19 protein-coding genes and 1 other RNA gene are annotated in these 23,359 nt (G+C 71.3%); 10 read left to right on the top strand and 10 right to left on the bottom strand.

All coding sequences use genetic code 11. From position 1 onward, the window contains the following. Genes BJ998_RS13600 through BJ998_RS13615 form a run of 4 tightly spaced genes read right to left on the bottom strand, consistent with a single transcriptional unit; the run spans position 1 to position 5,589 of the window. Positions 1-1,941, bottom strand: coding sequence for a hypothetical protein (locus BJ998_RS13600; RefSeq protein WP_184861707.1), 1,941 nt, complete (start codon positions 1,939-1,941; stop codon positions 1-3). Next, positions 1,938-4,847, bottom strand: a complete 2,910-nt coding sequence (locus BJ998_RS13605) for an ATP-binding protein (RefSeq protein ID WP_184861709.1) — start codon at positions 4,845-4,847, stop codon at positions 1,938-1,940. The genes BJ998_RS13600 and BJ998_RS13605 overlap by 4 nt, the downstream gene beginning before the upstream one ends. Continuing rightward, positions 4,822-5,313, bottom strand: coding sequence for a hypothetical protein (locus BJ998_RS13610; RefSeq protein WP_184861711.1), 492 nt, complete (start codon positions 5,311-5,313; stop codon positions 4,822-4,824). Before BJ998_RS13610 ends, BJ998_RS13605 begins: the two co-directional genes overlap by 26 nt. Positions 5,314-5,319: 6 nt before the next feature. Continuing rightward, the gene (locus BJ998_RS13615) at positions 5,320-5,589 is read right to left on the bottom strand and encodes a hypothetical protein (protein ID WP_184861714.1); all 270 of its coding nucleotides are present in this window, start codon (positions 5,587-5,589) and stop codon (positions 5,320-5,322) included. A 387-nt stretch (positions 5,590-5,976) separates the two neighbouring features. On the opposite strand from BJ998_RS13615, the gene BJ998_RS13620 reads away from it, so the two are divergent. Further along, positions 5,977-6,297, top strand: a complete 321-nt coding sequence (locus BJ998_RS13620; RefSeq protein WP_184861716.1) for a ParB family protein — start codon at positions 5,977-5,979, stop codon at positions 6,295-6,297. A gap of 137 nt (positions 6,298-6,434) precedes the next feature. On the opposite strand, the gene rnpB is transcribed toward BJ998_RS13620, so the two are convergent. Next, positions 6,435-6,831, bottom strand: an RNA gene (rnpB, locus tag BJ998_RS13625) — RNase P RNA component class A. Between the two features lie 243 nt (positions 6,832-7,074). On the opposite strand from rnpB, the gene sfnG reads away from it, so the two are divergent. After that, positions 7,075-8,208, top strand: a complete 1,134-nt coding sequence (gene sfnG, locus BJ998_RS13630; protein ID WP_184861718.1) for a dimethylsulfone monooxygenase SfnG — start codon at positions 7,075-7,077, stop codon at positions 8,206-8,208. A 77-nt stretch (positions 8,209-8,285) separates the two neighbouring features. After that, positions 8,286-8,840 carry an NADPH-dependent FMN reductase gene (ssuE, locus tag BJ998_RS13635; protein ID WP_184861720.1) on the top strand — a complete coding sequence of 185 codons (555 nt, stop codon included), beginning with the start codon at positions 8,286-8,288 and terminating at the stop codon, positions 8,838-8,840. A gap of 46 nt (positions 8,841-8,886) precedes the next feature. On the opposite strand, the gene BJ998_RS13640 is transcribed toward ssuE, so the two are convergent. Genes BJ998_RS13640 through cobC form a run of 4 tightly spaced genes read right to left on the bottom strand, consistent with a single transcriptional unit; the run spans position 8,887 to position 12,642 of the window. Further along, complete coding sequence (locus tag BJ998_RS13640) at positions 8,887-10,002, bottom strand: bifunctional RNase H/acid phosphatase (protein ID WP_184861722.1); 1,116 nt, start codon at positions 10,000-10,002, stop codon at positions 8,887-8,889. Further along, on the bottom strand, positions 9,999-10,736 hold the full coding sequence (locus tag BJ998_RS13645) for a zinc ribbon domain-containing protein (RefSeq protein WP_184861724.1): 738 nt from the start codon (positions 10,734-10,736) through the stop codon (positions 9,999-10,001). The genes BJ998_RS13640 and BJ998_RS13645 overlap by 4 nt, the downstream gene beginning before the upstream one ends. Then, positions 10,733-11,599 (bottom strand): Nif3-like dinuclear metal center hexameric protein, encoded by an 867-nt coding sequence (locus tag BJ998_RS13650; RefSeq protein ID WP_184861735.1) that lies wholly within the window; start codon positions 11,597-11,599, stop codon positions 10,733-10,735. The genes BJ998_RS13645 and BJ998_RS13650 overlap by 4 nt, the downstream gene beginning before the upstream one ends. Continuing rightward, a complete protein-coding gene (gene cobC / locus BJ998_RS13655; RefSeq protein ID WP_184861737.1) occupies positions 11,596-12,642 on the bottom strand; it encodes an Rv2231c family histidinol phosphate aminotransferase CobC in 1,047 nt (348 codons plus the stop codon). Before cobC ends, BJ998_RS13650 begins: the two co-directional genes overlap by 4 nt. Positions 12,643-12,664: 22 nt before the next feature. On the opposite strand from cobC, the gene BJ998_RS13660 reads away from it, so the two are divergent. The 4 genes from BJ998_RS13660 to BJ998_RS13675 are packed head-to-tail and all read left to right on the top strand — an operon-like array spanning position 12,665 to position 15,353. Then, complete coding sequence (locus tag BJ998_RS13660; protein ID WP_184868643.1) at positions 12,665-13,120, top strand: low molecular weight protein-tyrosine-phosphatase; 456 nt, start codon at positions 12,665-12,667, stop codon at positions 13,118-13,120. Continuing rightward, entirely contained in the window at positions 13,099-13,944 is an 846-nt protein-coding gene (locus tag BJ998_RS13665; protein ID WP_184861739.1) for a fructosamine kinase family protein, read from the top strand. Before BJ998_RS13660 ends, BJ998_RS13665 begins: the two co-directional genes overlap by 22 nt. Positions 13,945-13,954: 10 nt before the next feature. Continuing rightward, entirely contained in the window at positions 13,955-14,506 is a 552-nt protein-coding gene (locus tag BJ998_RS13670; protein WP_184861742.1) for a DUF1349 domain-containing protein, read from the top strand. 16 nt (positions 14,507-14,522) lie between these two features. Further along, positions 14,523-15,353: an SURF1 family cytochrome oxidase biogenesis protein gene (locus tag BJ998_RS13675; protein ID WP_184861744.1), complete on the top strand. Its 831-nt coding sequence runs from the start codon at positions 14,523-14,525 to the stop codon at positions 15,351-15,353. A 78-nt stretch (positions 15,354-15,431) separates the two neighbouring features. Here BJ998_RS13675 and BJ998_RS13680 read toward each other — a convergent pair whose 3' ends face one another. Beyond that, positions 15,432-16,382: a cobalamin biosynthesis protein gene (locus tag BJ998_RS13680; RefSeq protein ID WP_184861746.1), complete on the bottom strand. Its 951-nt coding sequence runs from the start codon at positions 16,380-16,382 to the stop codon at positions 15,432-15,434. A gap of 116 nt (positions 16,383-16,498) precedes the next feature. Between BJ998_RS13680 and BJ998_RS13685 the strand changes: the two genes are divergently transcribed. From BJ998_RS13685 to BJ998_RS13695, 3 genes are read left to right on the top strand one after another with little or no spacing between them, the layout of a single operon-like run. Next, positions 16,499-18,079 (top strand): DUF2397 domain-containing protein, encoded by a 1,581-nt coding sequence (locus BJ998_RS13685; RefSeq protein ID WP_312890097.1) that lies wholly within the window; start codon positions 16,499-16,501, stop codon positions 18,077-18,079. Then, the gene (locus BJ998_RS13690; protein ID WP_184861750.1) at positions 18,076-19,317 is read left to right on the top strand and encodes a TIGR02678 family protein; all 1,242 of its coding nucleotides are present in this window, start codon (positions 18,076-18,078) and stop codon (positions 19,315-19,317) included. The genes BJ998_RS13685 and BJ998_RS13690 overlap by 4 nt, the downstream gene beginning before the upstream one ends. Beyond that, complete coding sequence (locus tag BJ998_RS13695) at positions 19,314-23,357, top strand: TIGR02680 family protein (protein WP_184861752.1); 4,044 nt, start codon at positions 19,314-19,316, stop codon at positions 23,355-23,357. Before BJ998_RS13690 ends, BJ998_RS13695 begins: the two co-directional genes overlap by 4 nt. Positions 23,358-23,359 lie beyond the last annotated feature (2 nt).

Genomic DNA, 23,359 nt, shown 5'->3' on the forward strand with positions numbered 1-23,359 from the left:
TTACCCCCTCTCGACCCTGCCGTGCGGCGGTCCGTCGGACTCGGCGACTTCGAGTCCTCGTGACGGGCGGTAGATCATGTGCACCGGTCGCCCGGCGATGACCTCCACCTCGGCCCGGCGCGGCTCGGCCTGCGGCCGCTGCCCACTGATCACCTGTGACGGCACGATCACGGCGTCCTCGCCACGCCGTTCCCAACTCCGGTCGACAACCGGCGGCGTGTCGATGGCCCGCGACGAGCCGGCAAGTGCCATCGGCCCGCTGACCCCGCCGCCACCCGACGGCAGCGCGGGTGCGCCGCCGACACCTGCCTGCAACGCTCGCGTGTTGCCCGCGGTGAGTTCGGTGCCGTTGACGTCGAGACGCTGCGCGGTGGCCAGCACGGGGTTCGCCGCCTCGGGCCGGTACCGGCGACCACTCCGCTGAGCTGCGGCGATCTCGGGCGGCAGATGCTCACCGTCACGGACGTGCTCCCAGAAGGCGTCTTGCGCGGACGTGTCTCCGGCCTTGCGCCCCCGCATCCGAGCCCACAGCCCACCACCCGCGCCGACCAGGTTCGACCCCATCGCACCGACCGACAACTGCACCATCTGCAGCATCCGTCGCCCCGGCTTGCCGATCATGAAGAAAGCGACCGTGACCAGCCCGGCAAGCAAAATCTGCGCCAGCAGAGGCAGGCCATGCGCCGGATCGAATATCCACATCAACACCAGGGTGTCCAGGCCAGCTAGTGCCGAGATGACCACGACATTGAGTAGTGCCGCACCCGCAGCCCGACCGATCCTGTGCAGCAGATCAGGGAACACAATCGACGCCAGGCCGATGAGCGGACCAGCCAGAACCACCATTCTCAACAACACCTGGGCCATCAAAATTGCAGCTTTGGCCAACAGCTGGAACAGCGAGAAGCTCAGCGCCTGAAAGAGCGCAAGGAAGCCGTCGCCAATACGACTCCCGTCACTACCGTCGAAGTATCCGGTGGCATTTCCTAGCTTGCCGCGAATATCAACGTACTGCTGTTTCTTGGCGTTGCTGTTGTTAGGATCGGCATCCTTGCCCTGGTTCTTCTCGTTGATGCTGAACGCCTGAGCCGCGACCAGGTCCTTGCCGAACTGACTCGCCTGCGGCGCATCCGGAGAGCCAAACTCTCCACGCAGCCAGTTGCGGTAGACAACATTCGTATGGAGCATGGTCGGCAACGCGTTCGTGCTGTTACCAAGGCCAACCTCACTTAGGAAGCCCGCCTGGATCTCGGACGTGCCGAAGATGAGGACCTTGTCCAGCACCTCGGTATATACCAATGGCGTCAGGTATGCGGCAGACGCCAGCCAGAGACCGGCAAGCGCCCAGAGCGTGCGTCTACTGATCGCAGCAAGGTCTCCGCGCCAGACCTGTCTGAAAAGCAAGATACCGAGAGCCAGTGCCGCCAGCGCGAGTAGTGGTGCGAAAACGCCATTATACAGTGCCTTGGTTCCACTGGCCACCAGATTGTCGAGCGGACCGACCAACAGATTGCCGGTAATGACGTAGTGCAGCCCGTTGGTCGCGGCGACTATGACCTTGGAAACATTGAAGAGCTGGTTCCCGAACCATGTGTCGATCTGCGTGTTCGAGCTCGTGATCGAGCTGATCGAGCCACAGTTCGGATCATAAGTATGCCAGGTGAGCCCCGCATACCGATAATCGTAGTAGATCGAGCCGTTCTCGCCGTGCACACCAAGCTCATTGGACGGATCCAATGCGCCAACCAGTCCCAGGTCGGGGCGCTCCGGGTTGGGGGCGCAGTCGGTCGGTGCGGCCATGGCGGGCGAGCCGATGAGGGCCTGCATCGCCAGCAGCGCGCCGACCACGAACACGGCGCGACCGCGTCTGGCACGACCGAGCAGACGCCACGTCAGCACGGAGACCGTGGCGAGTGAGAGGACGACCAGCAGGGCGGTCATTCCTCCTGGCTCCTCTGGTGCGGCGGCACCTTGACCAGGGCCTCGCGGGGCAGGTCGGACGGGGCCGGCGGCAGCTCGGCGGCGTCGTCGATGAGGCCGACCTCCAACTCGGCGGCAAGGTCGTCGTCGTAGGAGTCGTAGTCGATCGCGGCGACGCCCTCGGCGGGCAGACCGCTGTCCAGCCCCTCGGGCGATGGCACGGCGGGCAGCTCGGCGGGGGCACGGACGGAGTCGCGCTGGGCGTCCGGCGTGGTGTCCATGGCCTTGCGCAGCTGGTCGAGGTGCGGCCCGGAGAAGTCGATCCGGATCCGCTCGACACCGCCGGCGCCGTCACCGAAGACGAACTGCCGCGGGGCGGTGTCGCGCTCGGTGCCGGTGCGGTGCGCGCCGGGCCGGCGGCCGAGGCTGGCGATGACCTGCTCGTACCCGGCGCCGACGGGCACCTTGAGCAGGCGTAGCGCGTCGGCCTGGGCCTCGTCGTCGTCGAGCCGGCCGACGAAGACCGAGTCGAGCAGCGCCACGAAGCCCTGGATCTTGAGGAAGTCGGCCGGGATCTGGCTGGACAACATGACCCGGACGTTCCACTTCCGGGAGTCACGGGCGAACCGGTTCATCAGCACCCGGCCGGTCGGCACCTCGGACAGGAAGAACGCCTCGTCGATCCAGACGCCCTTGCGCATGTCCTTGGGCCGCTCGTAGACGGACCGCTGGGTGAGCCACGCCGCCAGGTTGAGCATCTCGACGCCCAGCGCCTCGGCGTCGGTCCAGTGCTCGCGGCCGACACCGTCCTTGGGCAGGGTCAGCCCGGCCATGGTGAGCACGGTGAGCCGGTCGTCGCGGACCTCCGAGTACGGGTCGGCGCCGAATTCGGGGATCAGCAGCGACATGCGCTCGCGCATCTCGTCGAGGAAGTCGGCGACGACGACGGCGTGCTCATGGTGCTCGCTGGCGTCCCGCCGCAGCGCGTCGAACACCAGCCCGGGGTGCGCGTCGGGACGGCCGCCGACCATGCGGACGGCACGCAGCAGCACGATCCGGGTCTGTGGCAGCCGAGCGACCTCGTACGGCAGCAGACCGGACAGCACGTCCAGCACGAGCCGCCGCCGGGTGGCCGCGGCGAGCGCCTTCTCCCGACGCCAGGCGCGCTCGGGGTCCTCCTCGTCCAGGAAGTGCTCGAGCAGCGGCTCGGCGACGACCCGGTACGGGTTGAGGATGCCGGGCTGCGCGTTGAGCAGGTTGATCGGACGCGCGTACGGCTTCAACTCCGGAAGCTCGCACAGCGCCGCCAGCGGCCCGGACGGGTCGAGCAGCGTCCAGTACGCGCCGGAACGCAGCGTCTTGTAGACGATGCCGCCGCCGAGGAACGACTTACCGCCACCGAGGCCGGCGACCATCGCGGTCAAGCCGGACCCGTCGCGGACCTCTTGCGCCATCCACGGGTCCCACGCCACCGGGCGCCGGGTCGCGGTGCAGGTCTCGCCGAGCAGGATGCCGCGCCGGTCGCCGACCTCGGCGGTCGCGGTCGGCACGGCGGACGCCGCCCACACCACGGAGCCGCGCCGCAGGTAGGCGGCGGAGGCGAGCGGCTCGCCGGGGATGAACTCCCGGGCCATCGCGTATTGGGCCTCGGGGTGCTCGATGGCGACCTTCGGCTTGTACAGCTCGAGCAGGCTCTGCGCGAGCCGCAGCGCCTCGCGCTGGCTGGAGCCGGACACGGCCAGCCGCCACCAGGAGCGCACGCGGGTGCCCAGCGCGGTGAAGCCGGATGTCATCTCGTCGTCGATCTCGAGCACCCGGCCGGCCTGCCGGACCAGGGACTGCGGCGGCTCGAGGTCGTGCTCGTCGGTGTAGTGCCGGACCTGGGAGCGGACCTTGTTCATCTGACGCTGCAACTCGCCGCCGACCTCCTCGGGCCGGCGGACGTAGATGCGGGCCGACCACTCCACGGACGCCGGCAGGCGGTCGGAGCGTTGCACCCACGGGTCGTCGATCTCGGGGATCTGCAGGCCGTGCATGGGGCCGACGGTGAGCACGCAGACGTGCCGCCCGACGCCGGCGTTCGACCCGGTGCGGCCGCGCACGGTGACGGTCGGCGAGTACGGCTCCTGGTAGAAGTCGGCAGCGTCGGTGAAGCTGGCCAGGTCCTCCGGTTCCCACGTGTCGGTGGGCACCGCCGGCATGTTGCGCGGCGCGGGCAGCCCCAGCGAGCACGACCGGTGCATCAGCCAGGACATCTCGTTCGCGGTGACCGGTCGGCCCTCCAGGCCGGCGGAGCCGATCACCTGGTCGAGGTACTCGACCTCGCTGTCCAGGGCGACCAGCTCGGCGTCGACGGCCGCGGGGAAGACGCGGCGAAGCACGGGCGCGGCGCGCTCGACCGCCCGGTCGACGACGTTGCGGGTCTGCACCTGGACGCCCAGGTAGACCTCCTTCTCCGCCATGGACCGGCCCATCAGCTGCTGCTGCTCGCCGATCATGTAGTCGTCGAAGGACAGCCCGCCGGGCGCGTCGGGCAGCCGGTTCAGCGCGTTGTGCACGTGCGCCTCGGCCCACATCCGGATCGGGTACGGCCGGGTGGTGACACGCAGGTGCATCCAGCGCCCCTGCAGCTCGGCGTACTGACCGGCGATGGCCGCGATCAGGTCCTGGCGTTGCGAGTCGGACCGGAACGACCAGCGCTGCGGCGCGAGCCGGTACCAGGCGTAGACGTCCTGGCCGGTGCGCACGAGGTGGCCGTCGATGCTGCGGACGGCGATGCTCGGGGTGTAGCTCGGGATCGCCTGCTCACCGGGGAGCCGTCGCCCTCGTGTGCTGTACGCCCGCCTGTCGACCGGTAGCTCGGCGGCAGCATGCTGCGCCACGTGCCGCACCGAGCGGCTGTCACGGTCTCGCCGGCGTCCGAACACCGCGAACCTCCCTGGTACGACTTGCTGCCTGCCGACGTGGTTGCTGGGTGTGCCGGCTGGGTGAGTTCTCCGCCGGCGGCAGTTGCCGCCGGCCCTGCTTGGCGGCCGGCCGCCGGCCGCTGACCTTGATCCGGGTGGCGGTGACCGCGCCGCCCTTGCCGGTGGTGACCTGTCTCGGGGCGGTCAGCTCCCGCACCCACATCGTCACCACGGCGCCGAGCGGGCGCTCGTGGCTGATCCGCGAGCCGACCAGGCGGGTGATGACGATCGTGATCACCAACGCCCACGCGACGCTGAAGAAGCCGAAGCCGATCCCGATCCGTCGCTCGACGGTGAGGGTGAGGAAGAACACGGCGAGGCCGATGCCCCAGGACACGTATCGGGCACGCCACGGGAACGTCGCCTTGGGCGGGCCGAGCCAGACGGCGTCGACCCGGTAGACCTCGTCGTCAGTGCGGATCCGCACGCCCGCTCACCCGGTGAACAGGCCGGCGAGCCACTTGCCGATGTCGACGCCCGCTCCCGTGATCGCGATACCGATGATGGCCAGCGCCACGATGACACCGCCGATGCGGCGCATGACACCCGCGTTGTCGCCCTTGCCGCCGCCGAGCCACAGCAGCAGCAGCGCGACCGCGAGCAACAGCAGCGGCACGAGGTTGCCGGTGATCCAGGATTGGACGTTGTTGGTCTTGAGGGGCGTGTCGGCCACAAGGGTGATGAGGCTGCTGGTGGCGGTCATGTCCTACTCCGGAGTGCGTGGAGCGTTACTTGCCGGGGGGCGCCCCCGGTCGGCGCTGGCGAGTACAGCACGAGTGGCGTCGCCCGGTGTAGGGGTCGTCAGCGCCCTGGGTTGATCCAAAACGTTCCCCTCGACCGCGTATTACGTCTAATCTGGCTCCACCCATCATCGGTGGCGAGGGCCGGATGGAGAACACGTGACACGGAATTCTCCCGCTTGCCGGAACAGTTCACCCGCTTGCGACAAAGCTCATCACACAGTGTGCGTCGACAACGGTAACACCGTGACAGACCTGACCTGTTCGGCTGACGGACCTGGCGACGCGGCCCGCGTGCTGCTGGACTTCCGTGACGGACGGCTCACCCCTCCTCAAGCAGGGATGTTCGCATGGCCCCGCAACCCGAGCTAGACCATGGCGAGGACGCCCCGCTGCACGCCGAACAGGCTACCGGCCGGGGGCGCGTGACCGGCCGCCGGGTCCAGCGCACCGTGAACTTCGACCAGGAAGTCCTCGACCGCGCCCGGGCCGCCGCCGCGCACCTGGCCACGCACGCCCCGGAGGCCGGCGTGCGCAGCCTCGCCGACATCGTCAACCCGGCCGTCGCGGAGCGGGTCGCCGAGTTGGAGGAGCGGTTCAATTCGGGCCAACCGTTCGAACCGGTCTTCCGGCTACCGGTCGGCCGCCCGCGCGAGTGGCCGGGCACCTGACACTGTGCCCTTGCCGCGCGTACCGCGCGGGCGAGAGCGCTCGTGACCGGTGCCTCCCCTGGCCGCGGCGCGGTCCGCACTCTTCGGGCGACCACGAGGTAGCCCGAACGGCCCCGCCGGAGGCGGGGCCGTGGGCGCGAACGAGTCGGCTTGTAAGCCGGATCCTGTACCCGGCTCGCGCCGGGCAGCGGCCATCCATCTCGACCTGCCGTTGCCGGCAGGCTCCAGCGGCCTACCCGCAGGCATCGGGCGGGCAGCCCTCGATCGCCTGCGCAGGCGCCGCACGCGGCGCCCTCTTGGCCTTGCTCCGGGTGGGGTTTACCGAGCCACCCCGGTCACCCGGGGTGCTGGTGGTCTCTTACACCACCGTTTCACCCTTACCCGGCCGCTCGAGAGCGGCCGGGCGGTCTGTTTTCTGTGGCACTGTCCCGCGGGTCGCCCCGGGTTGCCGTTAGCAACCACCCTGCCCTGTGGAGTCCGGACTTTCCTCGGCGGCGGACCGTGGTCCGCCGACGCGGCCGCCCCGCCGACTCGTCCGCGTCGACAAGCCTAGTACGGCGTGTCCCAGTGTCTGGAATGGGTTCGGGCACGCGTTGACCCCCTTTGGGCGTCGTGCTCTACTCGCTGCATGGTCGCGGTTTGCCGACTCACTCGCCGTCGTCACGTGGATTTCGTCCGCGTCGCGGCGAGCGGCTGTCGTTCCTGGTAGATCGTCCTCATTTCCCCGTGACCCCGAGCGGGTTTCTTCTGTGTACGACACAAATTTCTGGAGAAGCCTTGTCCGAACACGTCGGATACGAGCCCGTCAAATTCGCCTACTGGGTGCCGAACGTCAGCGGCGGCCTGGTCGTCAGCAAGATCGAGCAGCGCACCGACTGGGGGTACGACTACAACCGCGAACTGGCCGTGTTGGCCGAGAACAACGGTTTCGAGTACGCGTTGAGCCAGGTCCGCTACATCGCCAGCTACGGCGCGGCCTATCAGCACGAGTCGACGAGCTTCAGCCTGGCGCTGCTGCTGGCGACCGAGCGGCTGAAGGTGATCGCGGCGGTGCACCCGGGCCTGTGGCAGCCGGGTGTGCTGGCGAAACTGCTGGCCACGGCCGATCACCTGTCCGGCGGCCGGGCGGCGGTGAACGTCGTCAGCGGGTGGTTCAAGGACGAGTTCACCAAGCTGGGCGAGCCGTGGCTGGAACACGACGAGCGTTATCGGCGGTCGGAGGAGTTCATCAGGGTGCTGCGGGAGATCTGGACGTCCGATCACGCCGAGTTCAGCGGCGACTTCTATCGGCTCCACGACTTCGACCTGAAGCCGAAACCTCTCGCCGCCGAGGGCCGGCCGCATCCGGAGATCTTCCAGGGCGGCAACTCGACGGCGGCCCGAGCGATGGCCGGCCGGGTGTCCGACTGGTATTTCAGCAACGGCAAGGACTTCGACGGGATCACCGAGCAGATCGGCGAGGTGAACGCGACCGCGAAGCAGCACGGCCGACGGGTGCGATTCGGCCTGAACGGCTTCCTCATCGCGCGGGACACCGAGGCCGAGGCGAAGGAAGTGCTGCGGGAAATCGTGGCCAAGGCCGATGTCGAAGCGGTCGAGGGATTCGGTTCCGCGGTGAAGCAGGCCGGCCAGTCGACCGGGAACAGGACCGGCATGTGGCAGGACTCCTCGTTCGAGGACCTGGTCCAGTACAACGACGGCTTCCGGACCCGGCTGATCGGCACGCCCGAGCAGGTGGCGACGCGGATCGTGGAGTACCGGCGCCGTGGTGTGGACCTGCTGCTGCTCGGCTTCCTGCACTACCTGGAGGAGGTCGAGTACTTCGGCCGCAAGGTGCTGCCGATCGTCCGCGAGCTGGAGGCGGACCTGGATTCCTCGGCGGCGACGCCCCAGCCGGTACCCGTGGGCTGACCGCCGTCCCCCGATCCACTCCCCTGCCTCGGTGCAGCGGCGGCGGTCGCTGCACCGAGGCGACCCTGGAGGTCGCCATGTCGACAGTGCTCATGCTCTCCGGCAGCCCGTCGCCGGACTCCCGAACCGGCGTGCTGCTCGCGCACACCGGCGACTGGCTGGCATCGCGCGGGCACGAGGTGCAGACGCTGCACGTGCGCGAGCTGCCGACCTCGGCGTTGCTGGTGTCCAACACCGAGCACCCGGCGATCCGGGCGGCGGTCAGCCTGGTGCACCGGGCGGACGGCGTCATCGTGGCGAGCCCGGTCTACCGCGCTGCCTACAGCGGCCTGGTCAAGGCGTTCCTGGACCTGCTCGCGGACAACGCGCTGGCCAGGAAGGTCGTGCTGCCGCTGGCCACCGGGGGCTCCCAGGGCCACCTGGTCGCGATCGACTACGCGTTGCGGCCGATGCTGACGGCGATGGGTGCGGACCAGCTCGTGCCCGGCTGCTTCGTGCTGGATCGGCTGATCCAGCACGGCGACGACGGTGGCGCGATCGCACCGGACGCGCGTGCGGCTGTGGACAGCGCGCTCGAAGGCTTCGACGAGGCGCTGGGTGCGGTACGCGCCCGGCTGGCCGCCGCGTCGTAGTCGAGGGAGCCGGACGTCGGCCCGCCTGCCCCGCGCGGCTGCGCCGCTAGCCGAGATGCGAGGTGTCGTTGAAGAGCCGGACCGAGGCGTTGCCGTCGGGGTAGAACTCGGCGATCGACAGCGAGGCCGTGTCCAGGTGCAGCCGGTAGAGCAGTGACGGGCCGGCGTCGAGCGCCATCCGCAGCAGGCTCTTGATCGGCGTCACGTGACTGACGACGACGATCGTGCTGCCGCCGTAGCGGGCGATCAGGTCGTCACGGCCGCGGCGCACCCGACGGTGCACGGCGTCGAAGCTCTCGCCGTTGGGCGGCGCGACCGAGGTGTCGGACAGCCACCGGCGGTGCAGCTCCGGGTCGCGCTCGGCGGCCTCGCGGAACGTCAGGCCCTCCCAGTCGCCGAAGTCGGTCTCGATCAGGCCGTCGTGGGTGGTCAGCTCGACGCCGATCGCGTCGGCGACGGCCCGGGCGGTCTGCACGGTCCTGGTCAGCGGCGACGCGACGACGGCTGCGATGTCCGGCACCTTGGCCAGCCGCGCGGCCGCGGCGGCGGCCTGCTGCTCGCCGAGCTCGCTGAGGGCGATCTCGCCGCGTCCGGAGTAGCGACGTTCGACGGTCAGCGGCGTCTGGCCGTGCCGGAGCAGCAGGAGCTTGGTCGGCACGCCTTGCGCGCCGGTCCAACCGGGTGCGGCCGGCTTCCCCGCCTGCTCGGCACCGGTCCGCTCGGCACCCGCCCGCTCGGCTGCGGCCGGCTTCTCGACGCCGGCCTGGGCGTCCATCGCCTCGTTGGCGAGCCGGTCGGCATGTTTGTTCCGCTCACGCGGGATCCACTCGAACGTCACCTGTGCGAAGCCGGCGACCAGCGCCTTGGCCTCGGCGTTGAGCGGCTGCATCGAGGGGTGCTTGACCTGCCAGCGGCCGGACATCTGCTCGATGACCAGCTTGGAGTCCATCCGGACGGCGACCGTGTCGGCGCCGAGGTCGCGCGCCGCGGTGAGGCCGGCGATCAGGCCGCGGTACTCGGCGACGTTGTTGGTGGTGGTGCCAACGCCTTCCTTGCGCTCGGCGAGCACGGCGCCGGTGTCGGCGTCGAACACGACGGAGCCGTAGCCGGCGGGGCCTGGGTTGCCCCTGGACCCGCCGTCGGCCTCGACGATGACCTTCACAGGCCGGACTCCGAGGTGCGGACGAGGATCGCGCCGCACTCGTCGCAGGTGACGACGTCGTCCGCGGCGGCGGACTGGATCTTCGACATGGTGGTGCGGTCGATCTCGATCCGGCACGCGCCGCAGCGACGGCCGCGCAGCAGGCCGGCGCCGATGCCGCGCTGCCCGCGCACCCGCTCGTACAGGGCGAGCAGGTCGGCCGGGAACTGTTTGACCATGAGCTCCCGCTCGCCGACCCGCTTGGCCTCGGTGCTGTCGAGGTCGGCGAGGGCGCTGTCGCGGCGGCCCTGGGCGTCGGTCAGCGCGGACTGCGCCTTGTCCAGCTCGACGCGGGCGTGGTTGGTGTCGGCGTCGACGGCCTCGCGGCGTTCCATCAGCTCGAGCAGGTCGTCCTCGAGCACGCTCTGCCGGCGCTGCAGCGTGGCGAGTTCGTGCTCCAGGTCGGCGAGCTGCTTGGCGCCGACGTTGCCGTCCGCGAGCAGCTTGCGGTCCCGGTCCTCGCGGGCCCGGACCTGGTCGATCTCGGTCTCCTGGCGGCGCACCTCGCGGTCGAGGTCGCCGAGCGAGGTCTCGACGGCGACCAGCGCGTCCCGCTTGGCCTGCACGGTCTGCTCGGCGCCGGTGATCTCGGCCAGCTCCGGCAGCGTGCGCCTGCGGTGGTTCACCCGGCTCAGCTCGGCGTCGACCTCGGCGAGGTCGAGCAGCCTGCGCTGGACAGCGGCGTCAGCTTTCACTGGGTGCCCCCTTGAGGATCGTGCCGGTCGCTGCTCCGCGCGTGCAGAGTCCACGGGTCCGTCCGGCGGGTGGAGACGAAGGTGTCGACGGTACCCGGCAGCGCGGCGGACACGACGTCCGCCGCCTGCTGGCACCAGGGCCATTCGCTGGCCCAGTGGGCGACGTCGACCAGCGCGGGCTGGTCGGCACCGTGCTCGAGGTGCTCACCGGCCGGGTGGTGGCGCAGGTCGGCGGTGACGTAGGCGTCGACGCCAGCTCGGGTGGCGTGACCGAGGTAGGAGTCGCCGGCGCCGCCGGAGACCGCGACCGTGCGGATCATCCGGTCCGGGTCGCCGGCCGCTCGCACGCCCCACTCGGTCGCCGGGAGTGCGTCGGCGACGCGTTGCACGAACGTCGAGAAGGGTTCGGCGGCGGGCAGGGTGCCGATCCGGCCGATGCCGGTGCGGCCGCCCGGCTCGTGCGGGTCGAGGGGCCGGTCGACGGTCAGCCCGAGCGCCGTGGCGAGCGCGTCGGAGACGCCGGGGTCGGCCGAGTCGGCGTTGGTGTGGGCGCAGAACAGGGCGATGCCTGCTCGGATGAGCCGGTGCACAATTCGCCCCTTCGTGTCATTCGCCGGGACGCCGTGCACGCCGCGTAGCAGCAGCGGGTGGTGGGCGACGATCATCTGCGCGCCCTCGTCGAGGGCCTGCTCCACGGTCGCTTCCACGACGTCGACGCAGAACAGCACGCGCCGCACCGGCTCGGCGGGGTCGCCGCAGACGAGGCCGACGGCGTCCCACGATTCGGCGAACTCCGGCGGGTAGGCGCGTTCCAGCGCGGCGACCACCGCACCGACGGTGTTTGGGCGGACGGTCGAGGTCATGCCAGCACCTCACGCAAGGCGGTCAGCAGGGGCTCGGACTGTTCGGGCGTGCGGACGGCGACCCGGATGTGGTCGACGCCGAGCCCGGGGAAGGTGTCGCAGCGCCGGACGGCGACGCCGCGTTCGCGGAGTGCGGTCCGCACATGCAGCCCGTCCTTGACGGTCAGCAGGAGAAACGGCGCGGATGCGGGTTCGTTGACGCGCACGCCCGGCAGCTCGTTGAGGGCGCCGATCAGCTCGACTCGATTCGTCTCGAACTGGACGGCCGCGCGCTCGGACTCGGCGAGGGCGGCCGGCTCGCTGCACGCGCGGAACGCCTCCAGCGCGAGCGTGCCGACCGGCCACTGCGGGCGATGCGCCGCGAGCCGCGCGAGCAGGTCCGGCGCCCCGAGCACGTAGCCGGCGCGCAGGCCGGGCAGGGCCCACATCTTGGTCAGGCTCCGGAACACGAGCAGCCCGTCCACGTCGCTGCCGGCGAGCGATTCGCGCTCGCCCGGCACAGCGTCGATGAACGCCTCGTCGACGACGACGGTGCGGCCGGGCCTGGTCAGCGCCAGTAGGTCGGCGGCGGGATGCAGCACTGAGGTCGGGTTGGTCGGGTTGCCGACGACGACCAGGTCCGCGTTCTCCGGCACGAGGTCGGCGTGCAGCCGATAGCCGTCGTCCGCGGACAGTTGGACGCGGTGCACGGGGACGCCGGCGTCCGTCAGCGCCACCTCGGGCTCCGTGAACGAGGGGTGCACGAGCGCGGCGAGCCGTGGCCGCAGCTGCGGCAGCAGCGCGAAGCCCTCGGCGGAGCCGTTCAGCAAAAGCACCCGATCGTGTGGTTGGCCGTGACGGTCCGCGACCGCTTGCGCCGCGGCGGCGTGGTCGGCCGCGGACGGGTAGCTGCCGAGACGGTCGAGCGCGGCGGCGAGCCGATCGCGCAGCCAGCCCGGCGGGCGGGCCAGCCGCACGTTGACGGCGTAGTCGACCAGACCAGGCTCGGCGTCGACGTCCCCGTGGTGGCGCAGGAGCGCACGCGAGATCGATTGGCTGGTCATCGCGTGGAAGTCTAAGGGGGTGATGGTCAGCTTCATCTGCTCAGGCAACATCTGCCGGTCGCCCATGGCCGAGCTGGTCTTCCGCGAGCACCTGCGCGAGGCCGGGCTGGCCGACATCGTCGAGGTGAACAGCGCGGGGACCGGCCCGTGGCACGTCGGCGAGCCGGCCGACGAGCGCGCCCGGCGGACGCTGGCGCGGCACGGCTACCCGACCGACCACGTCGCCGCCCAGGTCGACAACCGGCACCTCGGCGCGGATCTGCTGGTCGCGATGGACAGCGGGCACGCGCGGACGCTGCGGCGGATCGCCGACGACCCGACGCGCGTGCGGCTGCTGCGCTCGTTCGACCCGGACGCCGGCGAGGACGTCGACGTGCCCGATCCGTACTACGGCGAGCCGGCCGGCTTCGAGGAGGTGCTGGCCATGATCGAGGCCGCGTCACCCGGATTGATGACATGGGTTCGCGACAATCTGTGACCGGCGCCGTGGCGGAGATCACCGGCCTCGAGCCGGTCTCCGTGCACGGGCTGTCGACTTCGGTGTGGGAGGTCGAGCTGGCCGACGGCGATCTTGTCGTCGCGAAGCTCACCGACGGGGCCGCGGCCGAGGCCGCCGGCCTGGCGTGGCTGGCGGAGTCCGGCACGGTGCCGGTGCCGGGCGTGCGCGGGCACGACGACCGCTGGCTCGTGATCGAGCAGATCGAACCCGGCAACGCCTCACCGGCCGCCGCCGAGCGATTCGGTCGTCAGCTGGCCGCGCTGCACGCCTCCGGCGCGGACGCGTTCGGGGAGGCCCCGCCCGGGGCGCCGCCGTCGGGCTGGATCGGGCTGGCGGCGATGGACTACGCGTCGGAGCCGAGCTGGCCTCGCTGGTACGCGGAGCACCGGATCGCCCCGTATCTCTCACGCGCAACCGCTCTGACCGGCGCCGAGAAGGCCGTTATCGAGCAGGTCTGCGAGCGCATCGAGGAGTTGAGCGGACCCGAGGAGCCGCCAGCGCGGCTGCACGGCGACCTGTGGAGCGGCAACGTGCACTGGGCGGCCGACGGTCGGGTGTGGCTGATCGACCCGGCGGCGCACGGCGGGCACCGCGAGACCGACCTCGCCATGCTCCACCTGTTCGGGTGTTCGCACCTCGATCAGGTACTCCTTGGCTACCGTGCGGAGTCGCCGCTCGCCGACGGCTGGCAGCGCCGGATTCCGCTGCACCAGCTCTTTCCGCTGCTGGTCCACGTCGAACTGTTCGGCCGTTCGTACGCACATCAGGCCGTGACGGCTGCGCGGCAGGCGCTCGAACTGTGAGGATCTAGGCATGATCGACGTGACCGGCTTTCAGTGGCTGAACGAACCGAAGTCGTGGTCGGCGGCGGAGACGCTGACCGTGCAGACGGACCCGGACACCGACTTCTGGCGCACCACGCACTACGGATTCATCCGCGACACCGGGCACGTGTTCGCCCGCGAGGTGAGCGGCGACTTCCGGCTGCGGACCTCGTTCGCCGGGGCGTACACGCACCAGTACGACCAGGCCGGCGCGATGCTGCGGATCGACGCGGAGAACTGGATCAAGACCGGGATCGAGCTCGTCGACGGCCACCAGCAGGCCAGCGTGGTGGTCACCCGCGGGCTGTCGGACTGGTCGGTGACGCCGATCCCCGACGCCGAGCGGATCTCGATCGAGATTGAGCGATCGGGTGACGCGGTGACCGTGCGCTACGGCTTGGACGAGGCCGAGCCGACCACCATGCTGCGGCTGGCCTATTACCCGCCGGCGGTGCCGACCCTGGCCGGGGTGATGTGCGCCTCGCCGGACGGTCCCGGCTACTCCGTCACGTTCGACCGGTTGGAGCTCACCACCGGGTGAGGCATACCGTGGGGTGGTGCGGTTCCGGTTCCTGCTACAGCCCAACTGGCTGCTGCTCACGGCGGTGGTGTTCGTGTTCGCCGCCGCGTGCTACGCGATCCTGGCCCCGTGGCAGTTCAGCCGGAACGCCGACCAGCAGGCCCAGAACACCGCGCTGACCTCGTCCTTCACCAGCAAGCCGGTGCCGCTCGACCAGCTGGTTCCGGCCGGCACCGAGCCGTCGAGCAAGGCCGTGTGGCGGCTGGTCACCATGACCGGCACCTACGAGCCGGCCGGCGAAGCGATGGCTCGCCTTCGCACCGTGCAGGGTGAGCCGGCGTTCGAGATCGTCACCCCGTTCAGGCTCACCGACGGCCGGACCGTGCTGGTCGACCGCGGCTACCAGCCGCCCGAGGCCGGCAAGTCGGTGCCCGACTACGCGGCCGCGCCCAAGGGCCAGGTCACCATCACCGCTCGGGCGCAGGCCGACGAGCCCGCCGACAAGCGCCCGACCTTCCTGGACAGCGGCCGGCGGCAGATCTACTCGATCAACTCCGGCACCGTGGCCCAGGCCGCGAACATGAAGATCGACCCCGGCTACTTCCAGCTCGACGCCAACCAGCCCGGCGTGGTCAAGGGCGCGCTGCCCCTGCCACAGCTCGACGACGGCCCGTACTTCTCGTACGCGATCCAGTGGCTGATCTTCGGCTCGATGGCGCTGTTCGGCTGGGGTTACTTCACCTGGCGGGAGGCGCGTCCCGGCGGCGCCCTGGACAACTCCGACAAGCCGAAACGGAAGTCGGTCGCCGAGATCCTGGCCGAGGACGAGGCCCGCGAGCGCGAAGAGGCCGCCGCCGCGAAGGGCTAGCGGCTCACCCTCAAGCTTTTGTACGTGAGTGGCTCACTTGGCCTCCAAAGGAAAGCGAGCCACTCAGGTGCGAACGGGTCAGTTGCGTCGGCGGCGGATGCCGATGGCGAATGCGAGCACGGCGGAGACGGCTGCGGAGGCGGCACCGACCACCCTCGAAAGTTCAACCGCTCGGGTGACGTGGCCGGCGTCCGGGCTCCGGCCGTGACCGAGGACGGGGCGTTCCTCGGTGCCGTGGGAGTACACGGTCCGGCCGCCGAGGCGGATCTCCAGCGCGCCGGCGAAGGCGGCCTCCACCTGGCCGGCGTTGGGGCTCGGGTGGGCGGAGGCGTCCCGCCGCCAGGTCTGCCAGGCGCTACGCGAGGAGCCGCCGACGACGGGGGCGCTGACCGAGGTGAGCACGGCGGCGAGCCGGGACGGGACGAGGTTGGCCAGGTCGTCGAGCCGAGCGGCGGCCCAGCCGAACTTGGCGTAGCGGGGCGACCGGTGGCCGACCATGGCATCGAGGGTGTTGGCGGCGCGGTAACCGAGCAGACCGGGCACGCCGGCGACGGCGCCCCAGAACAGCGGGGCGACGACGGCGTCAGAGGTGTTCTCGGCCACTGACTCGACGGTGGCTCTGGCCAGACCGGCGGCGTCGAGGCTCGAGGGTTCGCGTCCGCAAAGGTTTGGCAGTCGCTCGCGGGCGGCGGCGATGTCGCTCGCGTCCAGGGAGCGGCCCATGGCGGTGCCCTCGGCGGCGAGGGACGCGCCGCCGAGCACGGCCCAGGTGGCGAGCGCGGTGGTGGCGACCTGCACGAGCGGTCGACGCCGGCCGAGCCGTTCGACGACGACGCCGGCAGCGACGGCACCGCCGGTGAGCAGGGCACTGTGCACGATGCCGGGCAGCTTGTGGTCGCGGTAGACGGCTCGTTCGAGCGCGGCGGCCGTCGAGCCGAACGCGGCAACGGGGTGCCATCGCTTCGGGTCGCCGAACACCGCGTCGGCAGCCGTTCCGAGCAGCAGGCCGACCGCCCTCGCCGCGTTCACTCCGCAGTCCCCCGTCTTCCCGCCTCGCTTGGTCATAGGACGTTATCGCCCGCTCATCACCCGTTCGGCGACAGGTGGCTCAGCGACCGGGCGCGGGCCGGTTAATGTGGCCGACCGTGGAGCAGGAGCAGCACGCCCAGGACACGCTCACGGCGTCCGGCCCGGGCTCGGAGTCGACCGATCGCAGGCTGCTGCTGTACGCGTACCTCCAGCCCCGCGAGCATCACCGCACCTATCTGACGACGATGCGGCTGTTCGCGTCGACGCTGCTGGCCGACCTGTCGGCCGGTGAGGTGGCGGCGAAGCTGGCGGCGGCGGAGCGGGAGGGGCTGATCGACCCGGGTGAGTCCCGGATCGAGACGGTGATCGCCCGGCTCAAGCAGCTGGTGGAGTGGGGCAACCTGGTGCCGGGCCGGCGCGAGGTGATCGCTGCCAGCATCGCGGAGTTCCAGCACGGCAGCGTCCGCTACCAGGTGAGCAAGCTCGCGGTGCGGGTGCAGCGCGACGTCGACGAGCTGCTGCGGGTTCCGGAGGGTGCCCGCGAGGTGTCGCGCGAGCTGCTGCCGGCGATCGAGCGCGGCCTCGGCCAGCTCGGCCGGTCGCTGTCGGACGCGGTGTTCACCGAGGGTGGTCCGGGCGCGAAGCGGGCCCGGGAGGCGCTGGCCGAGCAGGTCACGACGTTGTTCCTGCAGCACGCGGAGCTCGCGGTGACGGTCCGCGACTTCTACGCCTACCTGGGTCAGATCGTCACGCGACACCACCTGGCGCCGGACGAGATCTCCGGCTTCCGCAACCTGCTCGTCGAGTACATCCAGATGGTCGTCGAGGACGTGCTGCGGCACACGCCGGCGATCGCGGAGTCGCTCGGGCAGCTGGCGCGGGGCCGGAGCGAGCTGCTGCGGCTACTCGGGCCGGCCAACGCGCTCGGCTCCGACGACCTGCTCGCGGGGACTGCGATCGAACGGTCACGCGGCCGGACCGCGGCGGACTGGCAGGACCTGACCGACTGGTTCGTCGACCGTCCGGGTCGACCCAGTCAGGTCACAGCGCTACGCGAAGCGACCGGCCGCGCGATCGGGTCACTGCTCGCGAGCGTGAAACGGGCGACCTCCGGCGGCGGGCTGCTGCCGGGTCGCCGGGCCGAGCTGTTGAAGCTCGCCGGCTGGTTCGACAGTGCGACGCCGGACCAGGCGCACTCGCTCTACGCCGCCGCGTTCGGGCTTTACTCGGCACGCAATCTGCTGCCGTCGCCGGAACACGACGGTGACGACGAACACACCCCATGGCGTGACGGCCCGGTGCTCGACGTGACGGTCAGTGTGCGCAGCCGCGGGGACCGCGGCGCGCGGGGCCGGACGTCCCGGATCGTCGACGACCCGATCACCGAGCAGGCGCTGCTCGCCGAGGCGCGACATGTCGACAAGAAACGCTCGGAGGCGGTGACCGAGCTGGTGGAGGCGGCGCCGACGATCGAGGAGAGCCGGCTTTCCCATGGCGCCCTCGACGTGTTCTGCGAGCTGTTGACGATGGCGATGGCGCAGCGCGAGCGGGCCGAGGACGTCGGCTCGGCCGCCGACCCGGTGCGCGGGCTGAAGCTCACCGTCACCCCCGAGGAAGGCCGGACGACGACCATCAAGACCGCTGGCGGCACGCTGACCCTGCACAACGCGTCCGTGGCGCTGGAGGCCGGCGCATGAAGGACGTGCTCGACGGCCTCTCCGACATCGACGCCGCGAACGTGGTGCGCTGCGCTCGCGTGCTGCTGAGGCGGCCTTTGTTGCGTGCGGACGGACCAGATGGCGACTTGCTGCCGCTCGTCTACCGGCACCGCACCACGCTCCAGGACCTGTTCGCCGGGCTGCTGGCGTACCGGCTCGTGGTGGAGCGCCGCTTCGCCCGCCTCTACAAGCCGGGGCCGGGCTTCGACCCGACCCGCGGGGAGCCGACGCTGTCGCCGCGCGGCTACACCTACTTCGCGCTGACGATCGCCGCGCTGACCGGCGTCGGCCGCCAGGTGCTGCTGTCGCGCCTGGTCACCGACGTGCGGGCGGCTGCGGTCGAGGCCGGCGTCGCCGTCACGGATGACCTGCCGGACCGCCGCGCGCTGACGGCGGCGCTGCGTCACCTGCTCGCGTTGGGCGTGATCACGGAGACCGAGGGCACCGTCGCGCCGTGGGGCACCGAGGGGCCGGCCGAGGCACTGATCACCATCGACACCGATCTGCTCGGGCAGCTGCTGTCCGGCCCGTTGCTGGAGGCGACCGGCCCGGATCACCTGATCGAGCTCGCCGCCCGGCCCGGCCCGCGCGGCGCCGAGCACGCCGTGCGGCGCAAGCTCGTCGAGAATCCGGTCGTGCTCCAGACCGACCTGCCGCCCGACCAGATGGAATGGCTGCGGCGGAACCAGCGTCGGGAGTCGGCGCTGCTCGAACGCAACTTCGGGCTGGTCACCGAGACGCGGCTGGAGGGCGTCGCGGTCACCGACCCCGAGGACTACCTCACCGACGTGCTGTTCCCGGGGTCGGGGACGGTCGCCCGGATCGCGCTGCTGGCGCTGCCGGAGCTGATCGCCGACCCGGATCCGGAGTTGTTCGCCGACGACGTCGAGCCGCCCGAGCCGCGGCCCGACGGCCGGCACCCGGTGCAGTACGGGCAGGTGCGGCTGATCTGCGCGCAGCTCGTCGAGGACTATCCGGCGGCGTGGTCGCGGCAGGCCACCGAGGATCTCGACCGGCTCACGAACGACGTGCTGGACCTGCTGGTCCGCATGGGGCTGGCCGTCGACGACCCGGTCGAGGGCTGGCTGATCGCGCCCACCGCGCACCGCTGGGTGCCGCAGCCGGACGACACGCCGGCGCGCAGCACCCCGCCACCACCGCCGGCGGAACCCGAAGAGCCCGGCTGGTCCCTGTTCGACGGAGAAGGTGAACTGTGAGCGATCAGCGTTGGACGCTGCACCGGGGTGGCATCGTCAACGTGTGGCAGTACGCCGAGCAGGTCTTCGACTTCTCCGGCGGGCGGGCGATCTTCCAGGGCACCAACGGCTCCGGCAAGTCGCGCACGCTGGAGCTGCTGCTCCCGCTGTGTCTGGACGGCGACCTGCGGCAGCTGGGCTCGAAGGGCTTCGACACGGTCAGCATCCGGCGGCTCATGCTGGACGACTACGACGGCGGTCCGAACCGGATCGGCTACGCCTGGATCGAGTTGCGCCGGGGCGAGGACGAGTACCTGACCTGCGGTCTCGGCGTGAAGGCGTCGAAGACCTCGCAGCAGATCACCGACTCGTGGCGGTTCGTCACCTCGGCCCGCGTCGGCAAGGACCTGCGGCTGGCCGGGCCGGACCGGGTGCCGATCGGGCCGGCGCAGCTGCGTGACCTGGTCGGCGCGGACTGCATGTTCGAGGACGCGGCGTTCCGGGCGAAGATCGCCGAGACCGTCTACGGCGTGCCGGCGGCCCGCTACGCCGACCTGCTGCACCTGCAGCGGACGCTGCGCAATCCGGACGTCGGCCTGAAGGTGCTGGAAGGCCAGCTGGAGCAGATCCTGTCCGACGCGCTGCCGCCGCTGGACGTGGCGCTGGTCGAGCAGCTGGCGACGTCGTTCGACGACCTGGAGTCGATCCGCGAGAACATCACGCGGCTGACCACCGCCGACTCGGCGCTGACGGCGTTCCTCGGCACCTACTCCGGCTACGCGCTGGCGAGCCTGCGCGGCTTCGGCGACAAGGTGGTGAGCAGCCGTAAGAGCCTAACGGCGCTTGGTTCTGAACTGGAGTCGCTGGAGCGGAAGCTCGCGGCGGCGCGGGACGGCCGGGTGACCGCAGAGCAGGCGGTCGCCGAGCAGGAGGCGCAGGACAGCCAGCTCGACGCGCGTATCGAGGCGTTGAAGGAGCTGCCGGCGTATCGCGGGATGCGGGACCTGCAGGACCGCGAGCAACTGGTCGCCCGGTCGCGGTCGGCGGCCGAGGCGGCGCTGGACACCGCGAGCCGGCAGCGCGCGCAGGAGGACCGCGCGGTCGACTCCGTGCTGGCGGTGCTGCGGCGGCTCGGGCTCGACATCGACAGCGCCGACGAGTTGGCGGGGCACGCGCGTGAGCGGCTGGCGATCGCCGGCCTGGACGGCGATCTGTGTCCGAAGGTGCCGCCGATGCCGCCAACCGACGCGCAGGTGACGCAGGACCGGGTGCGGGCGAAGCCGGATCCGGAGGCCGAGGCGTTGACGATCGACCGGCGGCTGCTGCCGGCGATCGATCCGCAGTCGCTCCTCGACACGCTCAGCGACGCCGGTCGGCAGGCCGAGCAGGTCGCGACCGAGGCTCGTCGCCGCAATGCGCTGACGTTGTCGCTGCACGAGCGGGCGCTGGCGTCGGACCGTCAGCTGCGTGACGTCGAGGAGCTGCATCGCGCGGCGCGGCAGGCGCAGCTGACCGCGACCGAGGCGGCCGGGCGTCGCAACGAGGCTGGCCAGCAGTTGGCGACGGCCGTGGACGTGTGGCGTGAGCAGGCGCGGCGGTGGGCCGCGGAGAACGGGCCGCAGCCGCCGACCGCGGAGCGGTTGATCGAGGATCGCGGCGCGGCGCGGGCGGCTCGGGACAGCGTGCGGCAGTGGGCGTCGCCGAAGTCGCACGAGCTGCGGCAGCGGGTCGTGGGCGCCGAGCAGCGGCTGGACGACCTGCGGGCGACGATCACGCAGTACGAGGCCGAGGTCGTCGCGCTGCGTTCCGGCGGCGCGGACGAGCAGTCCGATCCGTCGGCGTTCCACCGGCTCGTCGACTTCGTGCCGACACTGCCGGAGGCCGAGCAGGCCGGCCTGGAGGCGGCGCTGCAGGCGAGCGGGTTGCTGACGGCTCGGGTCTCGGCGACCGGTCGTGTCTCCGATGCCGACCTGGCCGAGGTGATCGCGCTCGCCGGCCCGGCGGCGGACGGCCGGACGCTGGCCGACGTGCTGATCCCGGCGGCCGAGCCGGGCTGCCCGGTCCCGAGCGAGGTCGTGGCGAAGCTGCTGGCGGCGGTGGGTGTCGCCGACGAGCCGGCGTCGACCGAGACGCCCGGCCTGGTGCTGGCGACGAGCGGCGCGTGGCGGGCCGGCGTGCTGTGCGGGGCTCAGACGAAGCCGGTCGCGGAGTTCGTCGGCACCGGCGCTCGGGAGGCGGCACGGCAGCGTCGGCTGGCCGAGCTGAGCTCGGCGGTCGAGCGGCTGCACGTCGAGTTGGCCGACGCGGAGCGCATGTGCGACCAGGCGCGTGCGGCCGCGGCCGAGTGGGAGCAGCACGTCGAGACGTTCCCGGACGACGGCGAACTGATCTCCGCGCACGCGAAGCTGACCAGCGCGAAGGAGTCGGCGCAGGAGGCCGAGGAGCGCGCCTACTCGCTGCGCGCCGAGCACCAGGCCAGCGACGAGCGGTGGCATGCGGCGCGGGCCGAGCTGGTGCAGGCGGCGTCCGAGGCCGGCATCGGGCTGGGCGACACCGTCGACACGGAAGCACTCGATCGGGCGAATCGGGCGGCGTCGGAGGCGCGGGTAGCCGCCGAGCAGCTGGCCGAGGCGTTGGCCGGGCGGTGCGCGCGGACCGTCATCGACCTGATCGACGCGATGCAGCACCACCACGCGGCGCTGACCGACCGGACCGAGGCGGAGTCGGCGGCGGACGCGCTGTGCGTCGAGTACGCGGACCGGTCGCACGGGCTGGCCGAGCTGAGTTCGGCCATCGGCGGCGAGGCCGAGGAGGTCTCGCGGCAGCTGGCGACGTTGGACGCGGAGCGGCGGGCCCTGCGCAAGCAGCTGCCGCAGTCGCGGGAGAAGGTCGTCGAGCTGCGTGAGCAGGCGACGAAGCTGGAGACGTTGCTGGAGACGAAGCGGGCGCAGTTGACCGGTCGGGAGGGAGATGCCTCGGCCGCGGTGGACGCGTTCGAGCAGGCCCTGGCGGCGCCGGGTGTGTGGTCGGCGGCGTTCCCCGAGGTCGAGTTGCCCGCCGAGGTCGACGGCGCATTGGCGCTGCTCGACGGTGCCGGCGATCGCAAGGGTTCGACCGAGGGCACCGTCATCGGCAAGCTCCAGGTGCTGCAGACCTCGCTGGCCGGCACGCACGACATCGGCGCCGAGACCGCCGGCGGGGTGTTGACCGTGACCGTCACCGGGGAGGACGGGCCGCGCCCCGTCGCCGACGCCGCGCTGCGGGTGTCGCAGCGGCTGGCCGAGCAGCGTGGCTTCCTCGGCGAGCGGTACCAGTCGATCTTCGCCGACTACCTGATCCGGGACCTGGCCGAGCGGCTGCGCGGGCAGATCGAGGTCGCCGAGGACCTGTGCCGGCGGATGAACGACGTGCTCGACCAGGCTCGGTCCAGCCAGGGCGTGCACGTCCAGCTCGAATGGCGGCCGTCGGCGGCCCTCGACGACCGGACCAAGCAGGCCCTCGAGCTCGTGCGGACGCCTCTGGCCGACCGCACGTCCGAGCAGGACGACCTGCTCCGGCAGGTCATCACCGAGCGGATCGAGGCCGAGCGGGACGCCCATTCCAGCGGCTACGCCGAGATCCTGGCGCGGGCCCTCGACTACCGGACCTGGTACTCGTTCACCGTTCGGGTCCGCGACACCGGCCCCGACGGCAAGCCCCGGGTCCGGCGGCTCCGGCAGCTGTCCTCCGGTGAGACCCGGCTCGTGTCGTACGTGACCCTCTTCGCCGCCGCCGCGTCGTTCTACGACGCCGTCAGCAGCGGCGGCGAGGAGGCTCCCCTGCGGCTGGTGCTGCTCGACGAGGCCTTCGAGCGCCTCGACGACCCCACCATCGCCCGCATGCTCGGGCTGCTCGTCGACCTCGACATGGACTGGGTGATCACCTGGCCCAGCGGCTGGGGCGTGTCGTCCAAGATCCCGCGCATGCACATCTACGACGTCCTGCGCCCCAAGAACGGACGCGGCGTCGCCTGCACGCACACCACCTGGGACGGCGCCGGCCTGGACCGCGAAGACCCGTAAGC

Origin of the sequence: Kutzneria kofuensis, assembly GCF_014203355.1 — a bacterium.
Taxonomy (GTDB): Bacteria; Actinomycetota; Actinomycetes; order Mycobacteriales; family Pseudonocardiaceae; genus Kutzneria; species Kutzneria kofuensis.